General features: G+C 69.5%; 15 protein-coding genes. 5 read left to right on the top strand and 10 right to left on the bottom strand.

Going from position 1 to position 17251, the window contains the following annotated elements; translation table 11 throughout:
- Positions 1-21: 21 nt before the first annotated feature.
- The 4 genes from iolD to iolC are packed head-to-tail and all read right to left on the bottom strand — an operon-like array spanning position 22 to position 4625.
- Positions 22-1899: a 3D-(3,5/4)-trihydroxycyclohexane-1,2-dione acylhydrolase (decyclizing) gene (gene iolD, locus ACZ39I_RS07875; RefSeq protein ID WP_467243585.1), complete on the bottom strand. Its 1878-nt coding sequence runs from the start codon at positions 1897-1899 to the stop codon at positions 22-24.
- Positions 1896-2813 (bottom strand): 5-deoxy-glucuronate isomerase, encoded by a 918-nt coding sequence (gene iolB, locus ACZ39I_RS07870; protein ID WP_467243584.1) that lies wholly within the window; start codon positions 2811-2813, stop codon positions 1896-1898. The genes iolD and iolB overlap by 4 nt, the downstream gene beginning before the upstream one ends.
- Complete coding sequence (locus ACZ39I_RS07865) at positions 2810-3682, bottom strand: Cgl0159 family (beta/alpha)8-fold protein (protein ID WP_467243583.1); 873 nt, start codon at positions 3680-3682, stop codon at positions 2810-2812. The genes iolB and ACZ39I_RS07865 overlap by 4 nt, the downstream gene beginning before the upstream one ends.
- Positions 3672-4625, bottom strand: coding sequence for a 5-dehydro-2-deoxygluconokinase (gene iolC, locus ACZ39I_RS07860; RefSeq protein WP_467243582.1), 954 nt, complete (start codon positions 4623-4625; stop codon positions 3672-3674). The genes ACZ39I_RS07865 and iolC overlap by 11 nt, the downstream gene beginning before the upstream one ends.
- A 225-nt stretch (positions 4626-4850) precedes the next feature.
- Between iolC and ACZ39I_RS07855 the strand changes: the two genes are divergently transcribed.
- On the top strand, positions 4851-5846 hold the full coding sequence (locus ACZ39I_RS07855) for a LacI family DNA-binding transcriptional regulator (RefSeq protein WP_467244356.1): 996 nt from the start codon (positions 4851-4853) through the stop codon (positions 5844-5846).
- Between the two features lie 13 nt (positions 5847-5859).
- Here the strand turns inward: ACZ39I_RS07855 and ACZ39I_RS07850 are convergent, their stop codons facing one another.
- The 5 genes from ACZ39I_RS07850 to ACZ39I_RS07830 all read right to left on the bottom strand — a co-directional run bounded on the left by ACZ39I_RS07850 (position 5860) and on the right by ACZ39I_RS07830 (position 11082).
- Positions 5860-6948, bottom strand: coding sequence for a Gfo/Idh/MocA family protein (locus ACZ39I_RS07850; RefSeq protein ID WP_467243581.1), 1089 nt, complete (start codon positions 6946-6948; stop codon positions 5860-5862).
- A 2-nt stretch (positions 6949-6950) separates the two neighbouring features.
- Positions 6951-7949: a Gfo/Idh/MocA family oxidoreductase gene (locus ACZ39I_RS07845; protein WP_467243580.1), complete on the bottom strand. Its 999-nt coding sequence runs from the start codon at positions 7947-7949 to the stop codon at positions 6951-6953.
- A 129-nt stretch (positions 7950-8078) separates the two neighbouring features.
- Complete coding sequence (locus ACZ39I_RS07840; protein WP_467243579.1) at positions 8079-8996, bottom strand: ATP-binding cassette domain-containing protein; 918 nt, start codon at positions 8994-8996, stop codon at positions 8079-8081.
- A 5-nt stretch (positions 8997-9001) separates the two neighbouring features.
- Positions 9002-10078 (bottom strand): ABC transporter permease, encoded by a 1077-nt coding sequence (locus tag ACZ39I_RS07835; protein WP_467243578.1) that lies wholly within the window; start codon positions 10076-10078, stop codon positions 9002-9004.
- Positions 10078-11082: a sugar ABC transporter substrate-binding protein gene (locus ACZ39I_RS07830; protein ID WP_467243577.1), complete on the bottom strand. Its 1005-nt coding sequence runs from the start codon at positions 11080-11082 to the stop codon at positions 10078-10080. Before ACZ39I_RS07830 ends, ACZ39I_RS07835 begins: the two co-directional genes overlap by 1 nt.
- 593 nt (positions 11083-11675) lie before the next feature.
- Here ACZ39I_RS07830 and ACZ39I_RS07825 point away from each other — a divergent pair.
- Positions 11676-12299, top strand: coding sequence for a hypothetical protein (locus tag ACZ39I_RS07825; RefSeq protein WP_467243576.1), 624 nt, complete (start codon positions 11676-11678; stop codon positions 12297-12299).
- A 176-nt stretch (positions 12300-12475) separates the two neighbouring features.
- Here the strand turns inward: ACZ39I_RS07825 and ACZ39I_RS07820 are convergent, their stop codons facing one another.
- Complete coding sequence (locus ACZ39I_RS07820) at positions 12476-14674, bottom strand: RICIN domain-containing protein (RefSeq protein WP_467243575.1); 2199 nt, start codon at positions 14672-14674, stop codon at positions 12476-12478.
- 212 nt (positions 14675-14886) lie between these two features.
- On the opposite strand from ACZ39I_RS07820, the gene ACZ39I_RS07815 reads away from it, so the two are divergent.
- The 3 genes from ACZ39I_RS07815 (at position 14887) to ACZ39I_RS07805 (ending at position 16898) form a co-directional block, all read left to right on the top strand.
- Positions 14887-15090 carry a hypothetical protein gene (locus ACZ39I_RS07815; RefSeq protein ID WP_467243574.1) on the top strand — a complete coding sequence of 68 codons (204 nt, stop codon included), beginning with the start codon at positions 14887-14889 and terminating at the stop codon, positions 15088-15090.
- A 123-nt stretch (positions 15091-15213) separates the two neighbouring features.
- Positions 15214-16293, top strand: a complete 1080-nt coding sequence (locus tag ACZ39I_RS07810) for a YihY/virulence factor BrkB family protein (protein WP_467243573.1) — start codon at positions 15214-15216, stop codon at positions 16291-16293.
- A 56-nt stretch (positions 16294-16349) separates the two neighbouring features.
- Complete coding sequence (locus ACZ39I_RS07805; protein WP_467243572.1) at positions 16350-16898, top strand: phosphatase PAP2 family protein; 549 nt, start codon at positions 16350-16352, stop codon at positions 16896-16898.
- Positions 16899-17251 lie beyond the last annotated feature (353 nt).

Raw genomic sequence — 17251 nt, 5'->3', positions numbered from 1 at the left:
GTTTCCTTTGCGGGGAGGGTCTTACAGGTAGTGGCGCTGGGTCTTCTTGTGGGCGGCGTAGGTCTCGTACGCGCTGCGAGTGGACTCCAGGGCGGAGGTCTGGCCGACCGGGACGTCCCACCAGCCGTGGCCGGGTGGGTTGGGCCCGTAGAGGTCGGTCTCGACGTGCACGACGGTGGTGCGGGTGGCGGCCTTGGCCTTCTCCATCGCGGAGCGGAACTCCTCGACCGAGGTGGCGTGCAGGACGTCCGCGCCCAGGGAGGAGGCGTTCGAGGCCAGGTCGACCGGCAGCACGTCGCCGTCGAGCTGTCCTGAATCGCCGTTGCGGTAGCGGTACTTGGTGCCGAACCGCTGCGAGCCGAGCGACTCGGACAGGGCGCCGATGGAGGCGAAGCCGTGGTTCTGGACCAGGACGACGATGACCTTCATGCCTTCGGAGACCATGGTCACGATCTCCTGCGCCATCATCAGATACGAGCCGTCACCGACCAGCACGACGACCTCGCGGGAGGGATCGGCCATCTTGGCGCCGACGCCGGCCGCGACCTCGTACCCCATGCAGGAGTAGGCGTACTCGACGTGGTACGCCTTGGGGTCGCGCGCCCGCCACAGCTGCTGGAGATCGCCGGGCATGGAGCCGGCCGCGTTGATGACCACAGCGCGTTCGTCGAGCACGGAGTTGAGCGCGCCGAGAATCTCGGTCTGGGCGGGCAGCGGTCCGTGGCCGATGGTGAAGCACCGGTCCTCGATCTCCCTGGTGCGGGCGACGAGGTGGCGGGTGTGCTCGCGGTACGACGGGTCGACCTCCCAGTCCGTGAGCGCGCCGGCGAGGGCCTGGATGCCGAGGCGGGCGTCGGCGACCAACGGCTCGGCAGAGTGCTTGACGGCGTCCAGTCGGGCCACGTTGAGGTTGACGAAGGTGACGTCCGGGTGGGCGAAGACGGTATGGCTGGCGGTGGTGAAGTCGGAGTAGCGGGTGCCGATACCGAGGACGACATCGGCTTCCTTCGCGAGCTCGTTCGCCGCGTACGACCCCGTCGAGCCGATGCCCCCGACCGCGCACGGGTGGTCCCAGGGGACGGCGCCCTTGCCGGCGTGGGTGTCGGCGACCGGGATGCCGGTGGCCTCCGCGAACGCCCGCAGGGCGGTCTCCGCACCGGAGTACACGGCACCCCCACCGGTCACGATGAGCGGCTTGCGGGCGCCGCGCAGCAGGCGGGCGGCCCGCTCGACGGCGGCCGGCTCGGGGACCGGGCGGCCCACGTGCCACACCCGCCGCCGGAAGAGGGACAGGGGCCAGTCGTGGGCCTCGGCCTGTACGTCCTGCGGCAGCGCGAGCGTGACGGCCCCGGTCTCCACCGGGTCGGTCAGCACCCGCATCGCGGCCAGTGCGGCCGGGATCAGCTGCTCGGGGCGCGAGATGCGGTCGAAGTACTTGGAGACTGCGCGGAAGGCGTCGTTGACGGTGACGTCGCCGCCGCGGGTGTCCTCCAGCTGCTGCAGCACCGGGTCGGCGGCGCGGGTGGCGAACATGTCGGACGGCAGCAGCAGCACGGGGAGCCGGTTGGTGGTGGCCAGTGCCGCACCGGTGATCATGTTGGTGGAGCCGGGGCCGGTGGAGGCGGTGCAGGCGAAGGTGGCCAGCCGGTCACGCATTTTCGCGTAGGCGACGGAGGCATGGACCATGCCCTGCTCGTTGCGGGCCAGGTAGTAGGGCAGATCCGCCTCGCCGGTGGTGGCGGCCTGCAGCAGGGCCTGCCCGATCCCGGCCACATTGCCGTGGCCGAAGATCCCCCACACCCCGGGGACGAGCCGCTGTTCCTGCCCGTCGCGCTCGCTGTACTGGTTCGCGAGGAAGCGCACCAGAGCCTGCGCGGTGGTCAGCCGGACGGTGTTCATCGCTGCGTGAGTCCTTCGAAGGGAAGCCGGTCGTCGATGTCCTGGGACTCCCAGGTGGTGCGGACCCAGCCGTGGGCGGGGTCGTCGCAGATCAGCCAGGCGCGGTCCTGGCCGGGGCCGGCCATGACGTTGAGGTAGCAGAGGTCGTGGCCGGGCGCGGCGATGGACGGTCCGTGCCGGCCGTGCCGGATGAGCACGGTGTCACCGGAACGGACCTCGGCGAGCACGTCGATGGGGCGCTCGGCGGTGCCGTAGACCCTCCCCCACGCTCGGCTTCGCTCGCGCGGGGGCACCCCCAGGTAGCCGAAGCCGTTCCGGTCTCCCGCGACCTGGAAGTAGTGGATCTCCTCCAGCTCCGACTCCACGTCCTGGCGCGCCTCGTCGTGCTCGTGCGGCGGATACGACGACCAGTTGCCGGCGGGTGTGAGCATCTCGCAGACCAGCAGCTGCTCGGCGTCGAAGGTGCCGGGCAGACAGTAGTTGTTGACCTGCCTCGAACACGCCCCCGCGCCGCGGAGCTCCACGGGCACGTCCTCCTTGGGCCCGTACCGAGCGGAGAGTGAGCTCCGCTCGGTACGGGCGGAGGGCAGCGCGAACAGACCTCCCTGTGCGCTGCTGATCAGGGCCTCCGTCTCGGGAGGCAGATGGGCGAAGTCGGTGACCGAGGCGAACACACCGGTCCCTCCTTCCAGTTCGAAGATCCTGGCGTCCGTGGTGACGGTGCAGGAGCCGGTCAGCGGAAGGACCAGGAACTCTGAGTCCCCGGTGGACAGGGCGTGTGCCTGGCCTGGCCTCAGGGTCAGGATCCTGAGGCCGGAGTATCCCCGGCCCGCCGACTCGGGCGTGACAAGGAGGTCGTAGGGCCCGTCGGCCGAAGTGCCCCTGGGCAGGTGGTACTTGCTGATGTCGCTCACAGCAGGCTCACCGCCTTGTCGACGGCTCCGGCCACGTCGCCGCCCGCCGGATAGAGCAGGGAACGGCCCACGACCAGGCCCTGCGCGGTGGGCTGCTTGAGCGCCTTGCCCCAGGAGGCGAACGCCGCCTCCGGGTCGGTCACCTCACCACCCAGCAGCAGCGCCGGGAGGGTCGAGGAGGCCAGGACGCGCTCCATGCCGGCGACGACCGGCAACTTGAGCCAGGTGTAGGCCGTACGCCGGCCCAGCCCGGACGCGATCGTGACGGACTTGACGACGGCGTCCGTCGACAGGTCGTTGCGGATCCCGCCGTCCTTCCATGCCGACATGAACGGCTCGACCATGGCGATGAGTCGACGGTCATTGAGTTCGTTGACGGCGCGCGCGGTCTCGGACAGGGCGGCCGGGGTGGCCGGGTCGTCGAGGGCGATGCGGGTGAGCATCTTGCCGCCGTCGAAGCCCATCGTGGCGATGGTCTCGGCGTCGTAGCCGGTGAACCGGTCGTCGATCTCGAACACCGAACCCGCGAGCCCGGCCCGGTTCATGGAACCGAAGACGCTCTTGCCGTCGAGGACGCCGAGCAGCAGGAGGTCCTCGAGGATGTCGGCGGTGGCCAACACCCCCGTCACTCCCGGGCGTTCCAGGGCGGTGCACAGCCGGTCGAGGAGTTCGAAGCGGTCGGCCATGGCGGTCGGGTCGGAGCCGACACCGTTCGCGCCCCGTGCCGGATGGTCGGCCGCGATGATCATCGCCTTGCCGTGCTCGCCCAGCAGCGAGGTGGCCCTGATACGGCGGGCTGCGGCGGCCGCGATGGCGCCGGGGTCGCTCGCGCGGGCGGACACGATCCGGCTCAGTTTCTCAGACTGCACGGGTCACCTCATCGAGCTTGGTGTTGACTTCAGCCTCGGTCGGCATGGCGTCCGAGCAGGACAGACGGCCGGCGACGAGGGCACCGGCGGCGTTGGCGAAGGACACCGTGCGGCGGGTGTCCCAACCGGAGAGCAGACCGTGGCACAGGGCCCCGCCGAAGGCGTCACCGGCACCAAGGCCGTTGACCACGTCGACCGGCATCGGGGGGATCTCGGCGACCGCTCCGCTGCTGTCCATGGCCAGTACGCCCTTCGGGCCCTGCTTGACCACCGCCAGCTCCACGCCCGCGGCCAGCAGGGCGTTCGCGGCGGCGTAGGGTTCGCGCTCGCCGGTGGCAACCTCGCACTCGTCGAGATTGCCGACCGCCACCGTGCTGTGCCGCAGCGCCTCGGAGTAGTACGTGCGCGCCCGGGCGGGGGCGGCCCAGAACATCGGCCGCCAGTCCAGGTCGAACACCGTCGTGCCCGCCTTCGCTCGGCGCTCCAGCGCGGCCAGCGTGGCCGAGCGGCTGGGCTCCTCGCTCAGCCCGGTGCCCGTCATCCAGAAGACCGCCGCGTCCCGGACCGCGCCCAGGTCCAGCTCACCGGCGGCGATGTCCAGGTCGGGCGCCTTGGGCAGGCGATAGAAGTACAGCGGGAAATCATCCGGCGGGAAGATCTCGCAGAACGTCACCGGGGTCGGCGCGATGTCCGACGTACCGACGAAGCGGCTGTCGACGCCGTAGCCGGCCAGTGCGCTGCGCACGAAGCCGCCGAACGGGTCCCGGCCGGTCTTCGTGATCACCGCGGCCGTACGTCCGTAGCGCGCCGCGGCCACCGCGACATTGGTCGGGCTGCCGCCCAGGTACTTGCCGAACGAGGTGACTTCGGCCAGCCCCACGCCTGTCTGGAGCGGGTACACATCCACTCCCACGCGGCCCATGGTCAGCACTTCGAACGGCATAACGCTGGTTTCCCTTCGTTCCGCAGACGCCGGTGAGGACTCCGGGGAGCCGTCGCGGGAGAATTCCTGCCGCGCTCTACTAGCGCGCTCTAGTGCGAGTACGATGACCCCAGTCCAAATGTCATGTCAATAGGTTGTTGCCGGAAGATTTCTTGATCACCGCTAGGGTGGGCGGCGTCGGAGGGTGGGTTCACGGTGGATGCATCGGGCAAGCAGCGGCCCACGATGGCGGACGTCGCCGCGAAGGCCGGCGTCTCGCGGGCGCTCGTCTCGATCGTGTTCCGCAACCAGCCGGGTGCGAGCGAGGAGACCCGGCAGCGGGTGCTGCGGGTCGCCGACGAGATCGGCTACCGGCCCGACAGTGCGGCCCGGCTGCTGGCGCGCGGCCGCAGCCGCACGCTCGGCGTGATGTTCACCGTCCAGCAGACCTTCCACACCAACCTGATCGAGGGGATCTACCCCGAGGCCGAGCGGCTCGGATACGAGGTCCTGCTCTCCGGCGCCACTTCGGGCCGCAGCGAGGAGAAGGCCGTGGAGGCGCTGCTCAGTCACCGCTGCGAGGCGGTGATCCTGCTCGGCTCCTTCGCCGAACCCGACTTCCTGGCCGAGCTGGGACGCCGCACGGTCGCGGTCTCCGTCAGCCGCAGGGTCGCGCATGCGCACGTGGATTTCGTGCACTCCGCCGAGGCCAAGGGGGTCCGCCAGGCGATGGACCACCTCGTGGAGCTGGGACACCGCAGGATCGTGCACGTCGACGGCGGCCGCGGCCCCGGCTCGGCCGAACGGCGGCGCGCCTACCGGGCGGCGATGCGCCGCCATGGCCTGGAGGCCGAGGAACGCGTCATCCCCGGCGAGCACACCGAGCAGTCCGGCATCGAGACCGGCCGTCTGCTTTTGACGGAGCGCGAGGAGGGGCGCCCGCTGCCGTCGGCGGTCCTCGCGGGCAACGACCGCAGCGCGATGGGCCTGCTGATGTCCCTGACCCGCGCGGGCGTCGAGGTTCCGCGCGACATGTCCGTGGTCGGCTACGACGACAGCCATCTCTCCCACCTGATGCCGATCGGGCTGACCACCGTGCGCCAGGACGCCGGACTCATGGCCGAGCACGCCGTCCGCTTCGCGGTGGAACGGCTGGAGGATCCTCAACGCGAGCCGCGGGAGGCCGTGGTGGAGCCGAAGCTGGTGGTGCGGGGGACCAGCGGGCCGCCGGCGAAGCGCTGACACCGAGCGGCGGTCAGGCCGTCGTCGGAGGCTGGGGTGCCGCCTCTCTCCGACTCGCTGCTGAGTCCTCGTCGGGCAAGGAGGTACCGCACAGTCGGCGGATCTCGTCCATCACTCGAAGTGTGGACACGGAGTCGTCCAGCGGCCGCAGCGGCGTCTGGAGCCGTCCGGCGCCGATGCATCGGGCCACCTCCGCCGCCTCGAAGTGCAGGGCGTCGTGTGCGGTGCGCGCTTCGCCGTACGACAGCGGTGTCCCGCCGCCGACCGGGGTGAGGAGCACCTCGCCGGGTTGGTAGAAGGGGCCCGCCAGGCTCATGGTGGCGTGGGTTCCGGCGACCGTGGCCGTGGTGGGCGTGTCGCTGAACAGCGTGGTGTGGACGATGCCCAGGCCGCCGTCAGCATCGCGGAGGAGGGCGGCAGTCTGGCCGTTGACGCCCGCCGGGTGGGGCTGGCCGAAAGCCCCCCGCACCTCCACCGGCTCGCCGAGGACCGACACGGCGAAGGAGATCGGATACGTGCCCAGGTCGAGGAGGGGCCCGCCGGCCAGATCAGGACGGAGAATGCGGTGGCCGCCCGCGAAGTGCTCGCCGTGATCGGCCAGCACGGTGCGGATGCCACCGAGGACACCGGCGTCGAGGATCTGCCGTACGACGTCGAACCTGGGCAGGAAGAAGGTCCACAACGCCTCGGCGCAGAACAGGCCGCGCTCCGTGGCCAGTCGGACGATCTCCGCGGCCTGGGAGGCGTTGAGCGCGAGCGGCTTCTCCACGAGCGTGTGCTTTCCGGCCGTGAGGGAGATCCGGGCGCAGTCGAGGTGGGCAGTGTGCTCGGTGGCAACGTAGACGACGTCGACGTCCGCCGCAGCTGCCAGCTCCTCATAGGAGCCGTAGGCGTGCGGGATGCCGTGGCGGCCCGCGAACTCCTTTGCGCGGGCGCCGTCACGCGACGCGACGGCCGCAAAAACCTGGCGGGTGTGGCGCTGCACGGAGGCGATGAAGCGTTCGGCGATCCAGCCGGTGCCCAGAACACCCCAGCGCAGCACGGGCGCTTCCATCGGCGCCGGGGTGCGCGGAGCGGGAAGGGTGGTGGGAAAGGCGGGCATGCTCAGACCTCCGGGACCCGGACGGCGACGCTGCGGCCCCCGTTCTTCATGGACGTGATGACTGCCTCTGCCACCGCGCTCGCCACCAGGCCGTCGTCCGCGGTCGCGAGTGGAGAGGGCCTGCCGGAGGCGACCGCGTCGATCCAGGCCTGGAGTTCGAGGCGGTAGGCGTCGGCGAACCGGGGGCGCCAGTCGGCCGGGTAACCGAGGGACCGGACCCGAGTGAAGTCGGTGACGACGCGAGCGGGGTGAGCCAGGGCCAAGGTGCCGCGCTCGCCCACCACTTCGCAGCGGATGTCGTAGCCGTAACCGGCGTTGAGGAACACCTCGACGGTGGTCAGCGCGCCGTCGGCGGTGCGCAGCAGCATCAGCTGCGGGTCGCGCAGGCCAGTGGCCGTGCTCGTGGAGCGGCCGGCGTGCCAACTCACCTCCTCGATTGCAGAGTCGAGCAGCCAGGGCACAGTGTCGAACTCGTGGACGGCCGACCCGGTGATGCTGAGCTCATCCGTGGCACCGGCAGCCGAGAAGACCCCGCGGCTGACACAGTGCAACAGCAGCGGCGCCCCGCAGACACCATCCGCGATCGCATCCCTGAGCTCCGTGTACGCGGGGTCGAAGCGGCGCATGAACCCCAGCGAGATCAGCCGCTCGCCGAAGTGCCGCTCCTCTCGTACGACACCGACGCACTCGGCCGGTGTGGGGGCGAGGGGCTTCTCGCACAGCACGGCTTTTCCGGCCCGTACGGCCGCGACGGTCAGATCGGCGTGGGTGGTGTCGTGCGAGGCGATGACCACGGCGTCGACCGCCGGGTCGGCAATCAGGGCATAGGGGTCATCGGTCGCACGCGCTCCGGGTACGGGGCCCGTGACGGTGGCGGCCCGTTCCTCGTCGATGTCGGCGACCATGGTGACCACGGCCCCGGAGACATGACGGTGCAGGGTGTTCACGTGATCGGCGCCCATGTTGCCGGCGCCGATCACTCCGACGCGTACGGTGCTCATGCGAGGCGTTCCCCCTCTTCGCTTGGATGTCGTTGGGCGTTTTCGGCCAGGCGTCCTGGGAACGACGTCCCGTGGCCGGACCGTGGACGCCCACCCGGCGTGTGTGGACAGTTGACGCGTGCGCCGTTGTCAGGACGCGGCCGCCTCGCCCGTGGCCGCCACGGGCGAGGTGAGGTCCGACTCTTCGGGGAGGGCTTCGGTGTCGACACCGCGGACCTGGGACAACTCGTGCTTGAGTGCGGCGAGTTCGGTGCCGCCGGCCATGTGGTTGGTCAGCTCCTCCAGGGTGATCCGCTCGCGGGGAGCGGACAGTTCCATGGTGCCCAGGCGCAGCACGCTGAAGTGGTCGCCGACCATGTAGGCGTGGTGCGGGTTGTGGGTGATGAAGATGACCCCGAGACCGCGGTCGCGGGCGGCGGCCACGTACTTGAGGACGACGCCGGACTGCTTGACGCCCAGGGCGGCGGTGGGCTCGTCGAGGATCAGGACGCGGGCGCCGAAGTAGACGGCGCGGGCGATGGCCACGCACTGGCGCTGGCCGCCGGAGAGGGTGCCGATGGGCTGTTCGAGGTCGTCCAGGACGATGCCCATCTCGCGCAGCTCGTGGTCGGCGGTCTGCTTCATCTTCTCGATGTCCAGACGCCGGATCGGCCAGGGGCCCTTGGTCATCTCGGAGCCGAGGAAGAAGTTGCGCCACACCGGCATCAGCGGGACCACGGCCAGGTCCTGGTAGACGGTCGCGATGCCCTTGTCGAGGGCCTCGCGCGGGGTGTTGAAGCGCACCGGGGTGTTGTCGACGAGGAAGTGGCCCTCGGTGTGCTGGTGCAGCCCGGAGATGATTTTGATCAGGGTGGACTTGCCGGCCCCGTTGTCGCCGAGCACGCAGGTGACCTGGCCGGGATGGACCGTCAGGTTCACCCCGTGCAGGGCGCGGATGTTGCCGTAGGACTTGCCCGCGTTACGCAGTTGGACGATCAGGCGCTCGGCGTCGTCGGGGACAGTGTGGGCGAGGACGGCACCGTGGGTGCCGCTTGCGTTGTTCGTCATTGGGGTCACCTCCGGGTCGCCGTGCGCTGGACCCACTGATTGATCATGACGGCGCCCAGCAGCATCACGCCGAGGAAGGCCTTGAACCAGTCCGGGTTCCAGTTGGCGTAGACGATGCCCTGCTGGACCATGCCGAACATGAACGCCCCGAAGACCGGTCCGATCGCGCTGCCCGCGCCGCCGGTCAGCAGGCACCCGCCGATCACCGCGGCCGAGATGTAGATGAGCTCCTGGCCGACGCCCTCGCCGGACTGCACGGTGTTGAAGGAGAACAGGTTGTGCATGCCGATGAACCAGGCGCCGAAGCCGACCAGCATGAACAGCGAGATTTTGGTGAAGGCCACCGGCACACCGACGGCTCGCGAGCTGTCCTTGTTGCCGCCGACGGCGAAGGTCCAGTTGCCGTACCTGGTGCGCACGAGCGCCCAGGTCGCGATCGCGGCGAACAGCAGCCACCAGAAGATGGTGATCTTCACCTGGACGCCGCCGATGTCGAAGCTGGAGGCGAAGACCTTCCTGGCGCTGTTGAAGCCGTCCATGTCGCTGATGTCGTCGGTGGCCACGTTGCCGGTGACCAGCTTGGTCACCGCGAGGTTCACGCCCTGCAGGATCAGGAAGGATCCCAGGGTGACCAGGAAGCTGGGCAGGCCGGTCTTGACCACGAGCCAGCCATTGAGGAAGCCGATGCCGAGGGAGACGAGCAGGGCGGCGATCACGCCGACCCAGACGTTCATGGTGAGTTGGTAGCTGAGCATGCTCGCGGTGAGGGCGGAGGTGATCACAGCGACGCCGGCCGACAGGTCGAACTCCCCGCCGATCATCAGCAGCGCCACCGGGACAGTCATGATGCCGAGGGTCGACGACTGGTAGAGGATGTTCGCCATCGAGCCGGCGTCGCGCACCGGCGGCGCAGAGATCAGGACGAACACGTACACGGCGGCGGCGCCGAGAAAGACGCCCACCTCGGGCCGGGCCAGCGCCCTCAGCGTCAGGGGACGTTGCGCGGTCCGGCCGTCGGTTTCCTTCGGGCCGGAGGCCGGCGGTGTGTTCACCGCCGGCTCGGCGTGCTGGGCCATGCTCATCACCGGGTCCCGTTCGCGGCGAACTTGGCGACCGTGTCGACGTTGGTCTTGTCGATGAAGGCCGGGCCGGTGAGGACGGGCGCGGTGCTGCCGCCGCTGAAGTTGCCATTTGTCTTGTACAACCAGATGGCGTCCACGGCGAGGTAGCCCTGCAGATACGGCTGCTGGTCCACGGCGAACTCGACCGTGCCGTCCTGGACGGCCTTCACCAGGTCCTTGTTGAGGTCGAAGGTGGCGAGTTTGGCCTTGCTGCCGGCGTCGGACAACGACTGGACCGCCGTCAGCGCGATCGGGGCGCCGAGGGTGACCACCTGGTCGATGGACGAGTCCTGCTTCAGCTTGGCGGTGATCGTCGACTTCACCGACGGCATGTCCGTGCCGTTGACGTAAAGGATGTCCGTCTTGCCGCTGAAGCCCTTCTTCAAGCCGGCGCAGCGGGCCTCCAGGGCGACCTGCCCCTGCTCCTGGATGACGCACAGGGCGTGCTTGGCGCCAAGCTGGTTCAGCCGCCCGCCGAAGGCCTGGCCCGCGATGTTCTCGTCCTGGCCGAAGTACTCGAGCATGCCGAGCTTCTTCCAGTCGCCGACGCCGGAATTGAAGCCGACGACGGGGATGCCGGCGGCGGTGGCCTTGGCCACGACGTCCTTCATGGCGGTGGGCTTGGCGGCGGTCAGGGCGATGCCGTCGACCTTCTGGTCGATGGCGTTCTGGACCAGGTTGGCCTGGTTGCCCGCGTTGGGGTCGCTGGAGTAGACGAGCTTGACGTTGTCCTTGGCGGCCGCGGCCTGGGCGCCCTTGCGCACCAGGTCCCAGAACGTGTCGCCCGGGGAGGCGTGGGTGACCATGGCCACCGTCATACGCGGGGTAGTGGCCTTGCCCGCCGAGGCGGCCGCGTTGCCTTCCTCGGACTTCTTTCCGCCCGAGCTGCTGGAACAGCCGGCGGCCAGCAGGGTTCCGGCCAGGACGGTGGCGGTGAGGACCGCGGCTCGGTGGTTTCTGTGCATGTCCCTTGCACCTCGCTGTGCTTGTCGGGGTGGAGTCGGTGATGAGCGAAAGCGCGTCCGCAGTCGGTGGTCGATGCCTGATCACCGAGAAACGAGGCGGCGCGCGGATGACATGTGCCGTGCGTGACGGCGCTCTGCGGCGGTCGTAGGTGTGGACCACCTGTTCAGCGACTGGAGCGCTTTAGTAGCGCGCTCTAGTTGGAGAGACTATGGAGCGGCCTCGCGCGGATGTCAACGGGTATGTCAGGACGTACCAACAAAGTGTCCCGAATGAAATTGACGCACGGATCCCGCCAGCGGTGGGCGGCACCCACCCCGCGGGTGGGCAACTCAGGAGCGAGGACCCTATGCGTTGAGCAGGGCGGCGGCATCCCGCAGGCAACCGGGCTCGACTTCGGCGGCGGATCGCGTCCCATGAAGTGGTGTCGCCGGGCAGGGGCCCACAACGCACGGGATCGTGTCCCCGGCCGGGCGTGCTCCTCCGGTTAACCAACGACCGCGGCGCCCTGGGGAGTGTTCCAGGGCTCGTCAGACGGAGTGCTTGCCGTAGTCACGGCAAACGGTTCGTGCAACTCCCCCTACGCTCACGCCTCATGGGAACACCCTGGGCCTCCATCATCGCCGGGTCGACGGCCGTCTTCAGTGCGGTCGCTACCGGGGGCGCGTGGCTGGCGGCGCGCCGTGCGAACGCCACCGCGGACGCGGTTGCGCGCATCGAGCGAGACCGTTGGCACGCCGATCTGCTGCCGCAGTTCAGCGTGAGGATCGAGATGGGTGAGGGCGACCGAGCGACGCTCAGCGTCCGGCTCGTCGGCCCGCTTCCGCTGTGCCATCTCGACGAGATCCGAGTCGAGGTCGCGCAGAGCGATGACATGGACTACACGTCCCGGCTCCCTGGGGGACCGACCGAGGAGCAAGTGGCTTCCCAGGTGTGGGGACCACTGCGGTTCGTGCCCGGCACCGACGGCGCGGACCGGAACGGGCAGACTGTCACCCCGTTCGCTCTCGCCGTAGGCAGGGGGCGGCCGTTCGCGCTGGAGCGCACGCGCTCACCCCTCTGGTGGGGCGGCAACGACAGGGAGGAACGATGGCGGGACAAGTGGCTCAACCTGCCAATGCGCCTGGTCTTCACCTGCCGTCGAGAAGGTTTCGAGCCGTGGACGGTCCCGTACGAGGTGGACGTGCCGGAGGCACCGCGGGTGCGGTTCGTCGATTGACCCTGCTGGTGGTTGATGATCCGGCCCGGGTGGTTTTGCCGGCGAGGCCGGTGATCGTGCCGGAAGCAGCGTGTGCGGGCGTCACCGTGAACAGCGTGGTGAGGACGGTGGCGAGGACGGGGGGTGAAAGAGGCCGCCCCCCGTCGAGGAGGGGGCGGCCGAAGGACGGGGCTCTTCTACGGGTAGCTGGTCAGATTCGCCACGTTGGTCGAGGAGTTGGACGGGCCGCCGGTGCCGTTGACGACGTGCCGGATGGTGCCGGTGCCGCCGAGGGAGACGGTCACCATGCTGGTGAAGCGCACACCGGAGGTGTTGGGCGCCTCGATGGCCCGTTCGGCGGCCACGCCCGGATTGACGTTGAAGTAGCAGTAGCTGCCGAGGCCGTACGCCTGGTGGCTGGTGACGGAGTCGGCGACCTTGTACGCGGCGTAGCCCTGCGTGGAGCCGTTCATCCAGGCCGCCTGGTTGGGCGGGTCGTAGGGCATCTCGTTCTGGTAGAAGTACGTGCGGCCGCCGTTGCCGTTCCAGATGGTCTGGTACTTCTGGTAGTGCTCGACGAACAGGCCGTACGCGGTGACGTTGTCGCCGTTGACGACGAGGCCGGTGTCCGCGGTGTTGCTGGTCCAGCCGACGCCGCTGCCGTGGTCGGCGCGCCAGATCCAGGTGTGGTCGGCGATGACGTTGTCGCTGTTGATGACGAGGCTGGTGGTCGCCTTGCCGACGCCCGCGCCGCCGACGCGGAAGTACACGTCGTGCAGGGAGGTCGGGTTCGCGGCGTGGGAGGCGGAGGAGTTGCTGGGACCGACCTCCATGAGCGTGGGCGAGTTGGTGGTGCCCGCGTCGAAGAGGACACCCGCGACTTTCACACCGTCGACGTCGGCCACCTTCATCGCGGTGACGCCGTTGTCCGGCACGAAGGTGGCGAGGCCGAGACCGAGGACCACGGTGTCGGCGCGGTTCACCTGGAGCGTCTGGTTCAGGTGGTAGACGCCGGGGGTGACCAGGAGGTTCTTTCCTGCGGCCAGTGCCGCGTTGATGTCGGCGGCGCTCGCGCCCGGCTTCACGACGTAGAAGGTGTCGAGGGAGAGGGAGCTGCCCGACGGCGAGCCGCTCGCCCAGCTGGTACCCGAGGAGTTGGACCGCACTGAGGGCACGAACACCTTGTAGGCGCCGTCGCCGTCGACGTACAGGAAGGGCTTCCCCCGGCTGACCGGGGACTGCGCGACGGTGGTGTGGGGCGGGTTGGGGAAGGTGGTGCCGGGGACGCCCTGGCTGCCGACGAAGACCATGTTCCAGTTGGCGCCGGTCCAACTGCCGAGCTGGGAGTTGCGGGTCAGCCACTGCTGCTGGCTGCCGGAATTGACCTGACCGTCGATCTTCGTGTCGGCGAGCAGTCCGCCGCTGGACCAGCCGTTGTCGTCCAGGGCGAGGTTGCCGCGCAGATGCATCCGGCGGTACGCCGCTGCCTGCGAGACCGCCCAACGGTCGCTGCCGTTCCTGGGGTTGACGGAGAGGTTCTCGGCCCCGCGCCAGAAGTTCTGAGTCGCGTTGCCCTGGAACCAGTCGGCCTCGGCGTGCACCGCCCCGTTGATCGTGACCGCGTCCGGGGTCAGACCCAGCCCCGCGACCTGGGTGTAGAAGCCGACGTTGGCGTCCGCGCTGTAGGAGCCGGGCTTGAACAGGACGGCATAGCGCTGGGCGCCGAACTGATTGGTCTCCTGCTGCTGGAAGATCGAGTTCAGCCGCGACTGGATCGTCGAGGACGACATCGACGGGTCGAAGACGACCACGTTGGGGCCGAGGTCGGGGTTGGTGGCGGACGGGGTCACGGGAACCACCTGGAAACGCTGGGCCGCGCTGCCGTTGCAGGTGTACTGCACGAACTGCACGCTGTCGGCGGTCGAGGCGCCCGGATCGTCCAGGCACTTGCCGCTGTTGCGGTTGACGAAGTGATAGGCGCCGCCGCCCTCGTCGACGGGCAGCCACTGCTGGTTGGCGCCGCCGCCGTAGGCCCAGAGGTGCACGGGCGCACTGTCGGCCGTGGAGACGTCGGCCACGTCCACGACCTGGCCGGTGTTGTTGCGGTTGCCGATGCGGACGTAGCCGTCGCTGGTGGCGGTGAAACTCCACTGCTGAGCCGTACTGCTGTTGCACGCGTACTGCTGGACGACGGTGCCGTTGGCGGTGCCGGCCGATCTGGCGTCCAGACACCGTCCACTTGCCGCGTTCATGACAGTGGAAAAGCCGGTGGGGAGCGCGGTGGGGAGTGCGGTGGCGGCCTCCACGGGTGCGGATACGGCGGTCAGGGCGGACGCGGCGGCCATGGTGACGAGGGTGGCGGCGCCGGATCTACGAAGGCGCGTGAGGGTGTGCATGCGCAGAGCCCTTCGTGGCGGGGGGGTGGGGTGTCGCGGAGGTGTCTGGCTGACCCGTGAACCTAAAGGTATGGACCACTTACGTCAAGAGATGAAGTAAGCGTTGAGGGAAGGGGATTGAGGTGAGAAGCGCGCGGCTTCCGGTTCAGGAGGCTTGGGCGGCCGCTGCGGGGAACCCGGCTGGACGTCGTCGCCGGGAGGGAATCCGCGTTGTGATCGCCGTCGCCTTGTTGTTGCTGCCCGCGCTGGGGGCGCTGCTGTACGCCATGGACCGCATCGAGGACCGATTGTCGGCCGGGCCGCCATCACCCCGGCACGCCAGGGGACGTCACCTGCGGCTGGTCCGTGGCGCGGCCCCGTCCCGCACCGGGCGCAGTTCTGCCGGACAGCCCGCGCAAGACCTCGACGCGGCGTGACGTCACCGCCGGGGCGGCCGGGCGGACCGAGCCGTCGAGGGCGTAGCGGACCGAGCCGTCGAGGACACAAGCGGAATTCACCGGTGTCCTGATTGGGCGGAGGTCCGGGGGTACTCGGCGGGAATGAAGCTGCATCTGCCTGGACGTAAAGACCACCACGGCGGCGACGAGGCTCCGGAACGTGAGGTCCCGTCGTCCGAGGACGTGGGCCCGGGACCCGCCGTGGAGGAGCGTGCGCCCGACACGCCGTCACAGTTGCCGAGGACGGCCTGGGGGGCGGTGCTGAAGGGCAGCCTGCGGGAGTTCAAGGACGACGAACTGACCGACCGGGCCGCGGCGCTGACCTACTACGGTCTGCTGTCGCTCTTCCCGGCCATCCTGGTCCTGGTGTCCATGCTCGGCCTGACCGGCAAGTCCGCCACGGACACGGTGCTGAAGAATCTCAAGCAGTTCACCCCGGGCTCCGCCCGCGACATCATCACCGGGGCCGTCGAGCAGCTCCAGAACAACGCCGGCGTCGGATCGCTGATGGCGATCGTCGGCATCGTCCTGGCGGTGTGGTCGGCCTCCGGGTACGTGGCCGCGTTCATCCGTGCGGCCAACCGGGTCTACGACATGCCGGAGGGCCGCCCGATCTGGAAGATCCTTCCGGTGCGGGTCGGCCTGACGGTCGTCCTGATGGTGCTCGCCGTCATCAGCGCCCTGATCGTCGTCTTCACCGGCACTCTCGCCAACAAGGCGGGCACGGCGATCGGGATCGGCGACACCGCCCTGACGGTGTGGTCGATCGCCAAGTGGCCCGTCCTGGTGGTCCTGGTCACGGTCATGATCGCGCTCCTGTACTGGGGCACACCGAACGCCAAGGTGAAGGGGTTCAGGTGGATCACGCCGGGCAGCTTCCTCGCCCTGGTCATCTGGCTGGTCGCCTCCGCCGGCTTCGCGTTCTACGTCGCCAACTTCGCCTCGTACAACAAGACCTACGGCACCATGGCCGGCGTCATCGTCTTCCTGGTGTGGCTGTGGATCAGCAACCTGGCGATCCTTCTGGGCCTGGAGTTCGACGCCGAGACCGTCCGGCAGCGGGCGATCGCCGGAGGGCTGCCGCCCGACAAGGAGCCCTACACGGAGCCGCGCGACACCAGGACGTGGGACGAGCAGGACCTCCGCAGGCTCGACGACCCAGGACCGGCGCACGGCGAGTGACGGGGTGATCCGGATCCGGGCTGATTATCTCGGGGAACTTGGGACAACCGCAGGTCATGACGTTGCTGACGGACTTGTATGAGGTCGACGAGGCTCTGACACGGCGGGCGGCTTCCCGGATCCCGCCGGGCGTGGCGAAGGTGTTGTCGGCGCTGGAGGAGTCCGCCGAGAGCACCAAGCTGTGGTGCGGTGCCGCCGCCGTGATGGCGTGGAAGGGCGGTTGGCGGGGCCGGAGGGCGGCGGCCGCCGGACTGGGCGCCCTGGTGGTGGCCCAACTGGTGTCGAACGGCCTGTGCAAGCAATTGGCCGGTCGGCCCAGGCCGCCCGCGGAGTGGATCCCGCACGACGAGGTCGACGACCGCCCCGACTCGTCCTCGTTCCCCTCCGGACACACGGCGGCCGCGGTCGCCTTCACCGCCGCGGTCGCCCCCACCTGGCCGGCCGTGGGCGCGCTGTGCGCGGTGCCGGCCACCATGGTCGCCGTCGAACGGGTGCAGTCGGGGGCCCACTATCCCAGCGATGTCGTCGCCGGCGCCGCCATCGGCCTGGCCGGCGCCTGGCTCGCACGCCGTGCCCCGGCCGTGTTCCTGCGCCACTGGCTCTAGCGGCCAGGCTCCGACCTCGTTGACCTGGGGGATTGGGGCAAAGGGGTGCGGGACACCCGGTTGGTGCAGACGGCTGTGATCGGGGATGAGCACTCGGACGTGGGCGGTCGTGCTGTCGACCGAGGCGATCGAACTGGACGTCTTCCGGCGCACATGCCCACGACACGTTCTGGTGCGGGGTTCTGCTGGGTAGTTGCGGCGTCCAGCTCTCCCACACACGTACGTCGACCGGCAGTGCCACGGCTGTCCTCATCCCACGCCCGAGCCGATCGGCGCTCCCTCGGACTGGACGAACTCGAAGTCGGCCTGAAGGTCGCGGCTGCGTAGCCAGGCGGCGGCCGCGGACTTCACGT

It is taken from the genome of Streptomyces sp. NPDC024687, from assembly GCF_055559055.1.
Note: the sequence above shows the minus strand (reverse complement) of the source record. Positions and strands in the feature narration are given on the sequence as shown.

Excerpts from the sequence above, each read along its gene's own strand:
- iolD (WP_467243585.1), bottom strand. The coding sequence starts at position 1,899 with ATGAACACCGTCCGGCTGACCACCGCGCAGGCTCTGGTGCGCTTCCTC.
- iolC (WP_467243582.1), bottom strand. The coding sequence starts at position 4,625 with ATGCCGTTCGAAGTGCTGACCATGGGCCGCGTGGGAGTGGATGTGTAC.
- ACZ39I_RS07855 (WP_467244356.1), top strand. The coding sequence starts at position 4,851 with ATGGCGGACGTCGCCGCGAAGGCCGGCGTCTCGCGGGCGCTCGTCTCG.
- ACZ39I_RS07850 (WP_467243581.1), bottom strand. The coding sequence starts at position 6,948 with ATGCCCGCCTTTCCCACCACCCTTCCCGCTCCGCGCACCCCGGCGCCG.
- ACZ39I_RS07845 (WP_467243580.1), bottom strand. The coding sequence starts at position 7,949 with ATGAGCACCGTACGCGTCGGAGTGATCGGCGCCGGCAACATGGGCGCC.
- ACZ39I_RS07840 (WP_467243579.1), bottom strand. The coding sequence starts at position 8,996 with ATGACGAACAACGCAAGCGGCACCCACGGTGCCGTCCTCGCCCACACT.
- ACZ39I_RS07835 (WP_467243578.1), bottom strand. The coding sequence starts at position 10,078 with ATGAGCATGGCCCAGCACGCCGAGCCGGCGGTGAACACACCGCCGGCC.
- ACZ39I_RS07830 (WP_467243577.1), bottom strand. The coding sequence starts at position 11,082 with ATGCACAGAAACCACCGAGCCGCGGTCCTCACCGCCACCGTCCTGGCC.
- ACZ39I_RS07825 (WP_467243576.1), top strand. The coding sequence starts at position 11,676 with ATGGGAACACCCTGGGCCTCCATCATCGCCGGGTCGACGGCCGTCTTC.
- ACZ39I_RS07820 (WP_467243575.1), bottom strand. The coding sequence starts at position 14,674 with ATGCACACCCTCACGCGCCTTCGTAGATCCGGCGCCGCCACCCTCGTC.
- ACZ39I_RS07810 (WP_467243573.1), top strand. The coding sequence starts at position 15,214 with ATGAAGCTGCATCTGCCTGGACGTAAAGACCACCACGGCGGCGACGAG.
- ACZ39I_RS07805 (WP_467243572.1), top strand. The coding sequence starts at position 16,350 with ATGACGTTGCTGACGGACTTGTATGAGGTCGACGAGGCTCTGACACGG.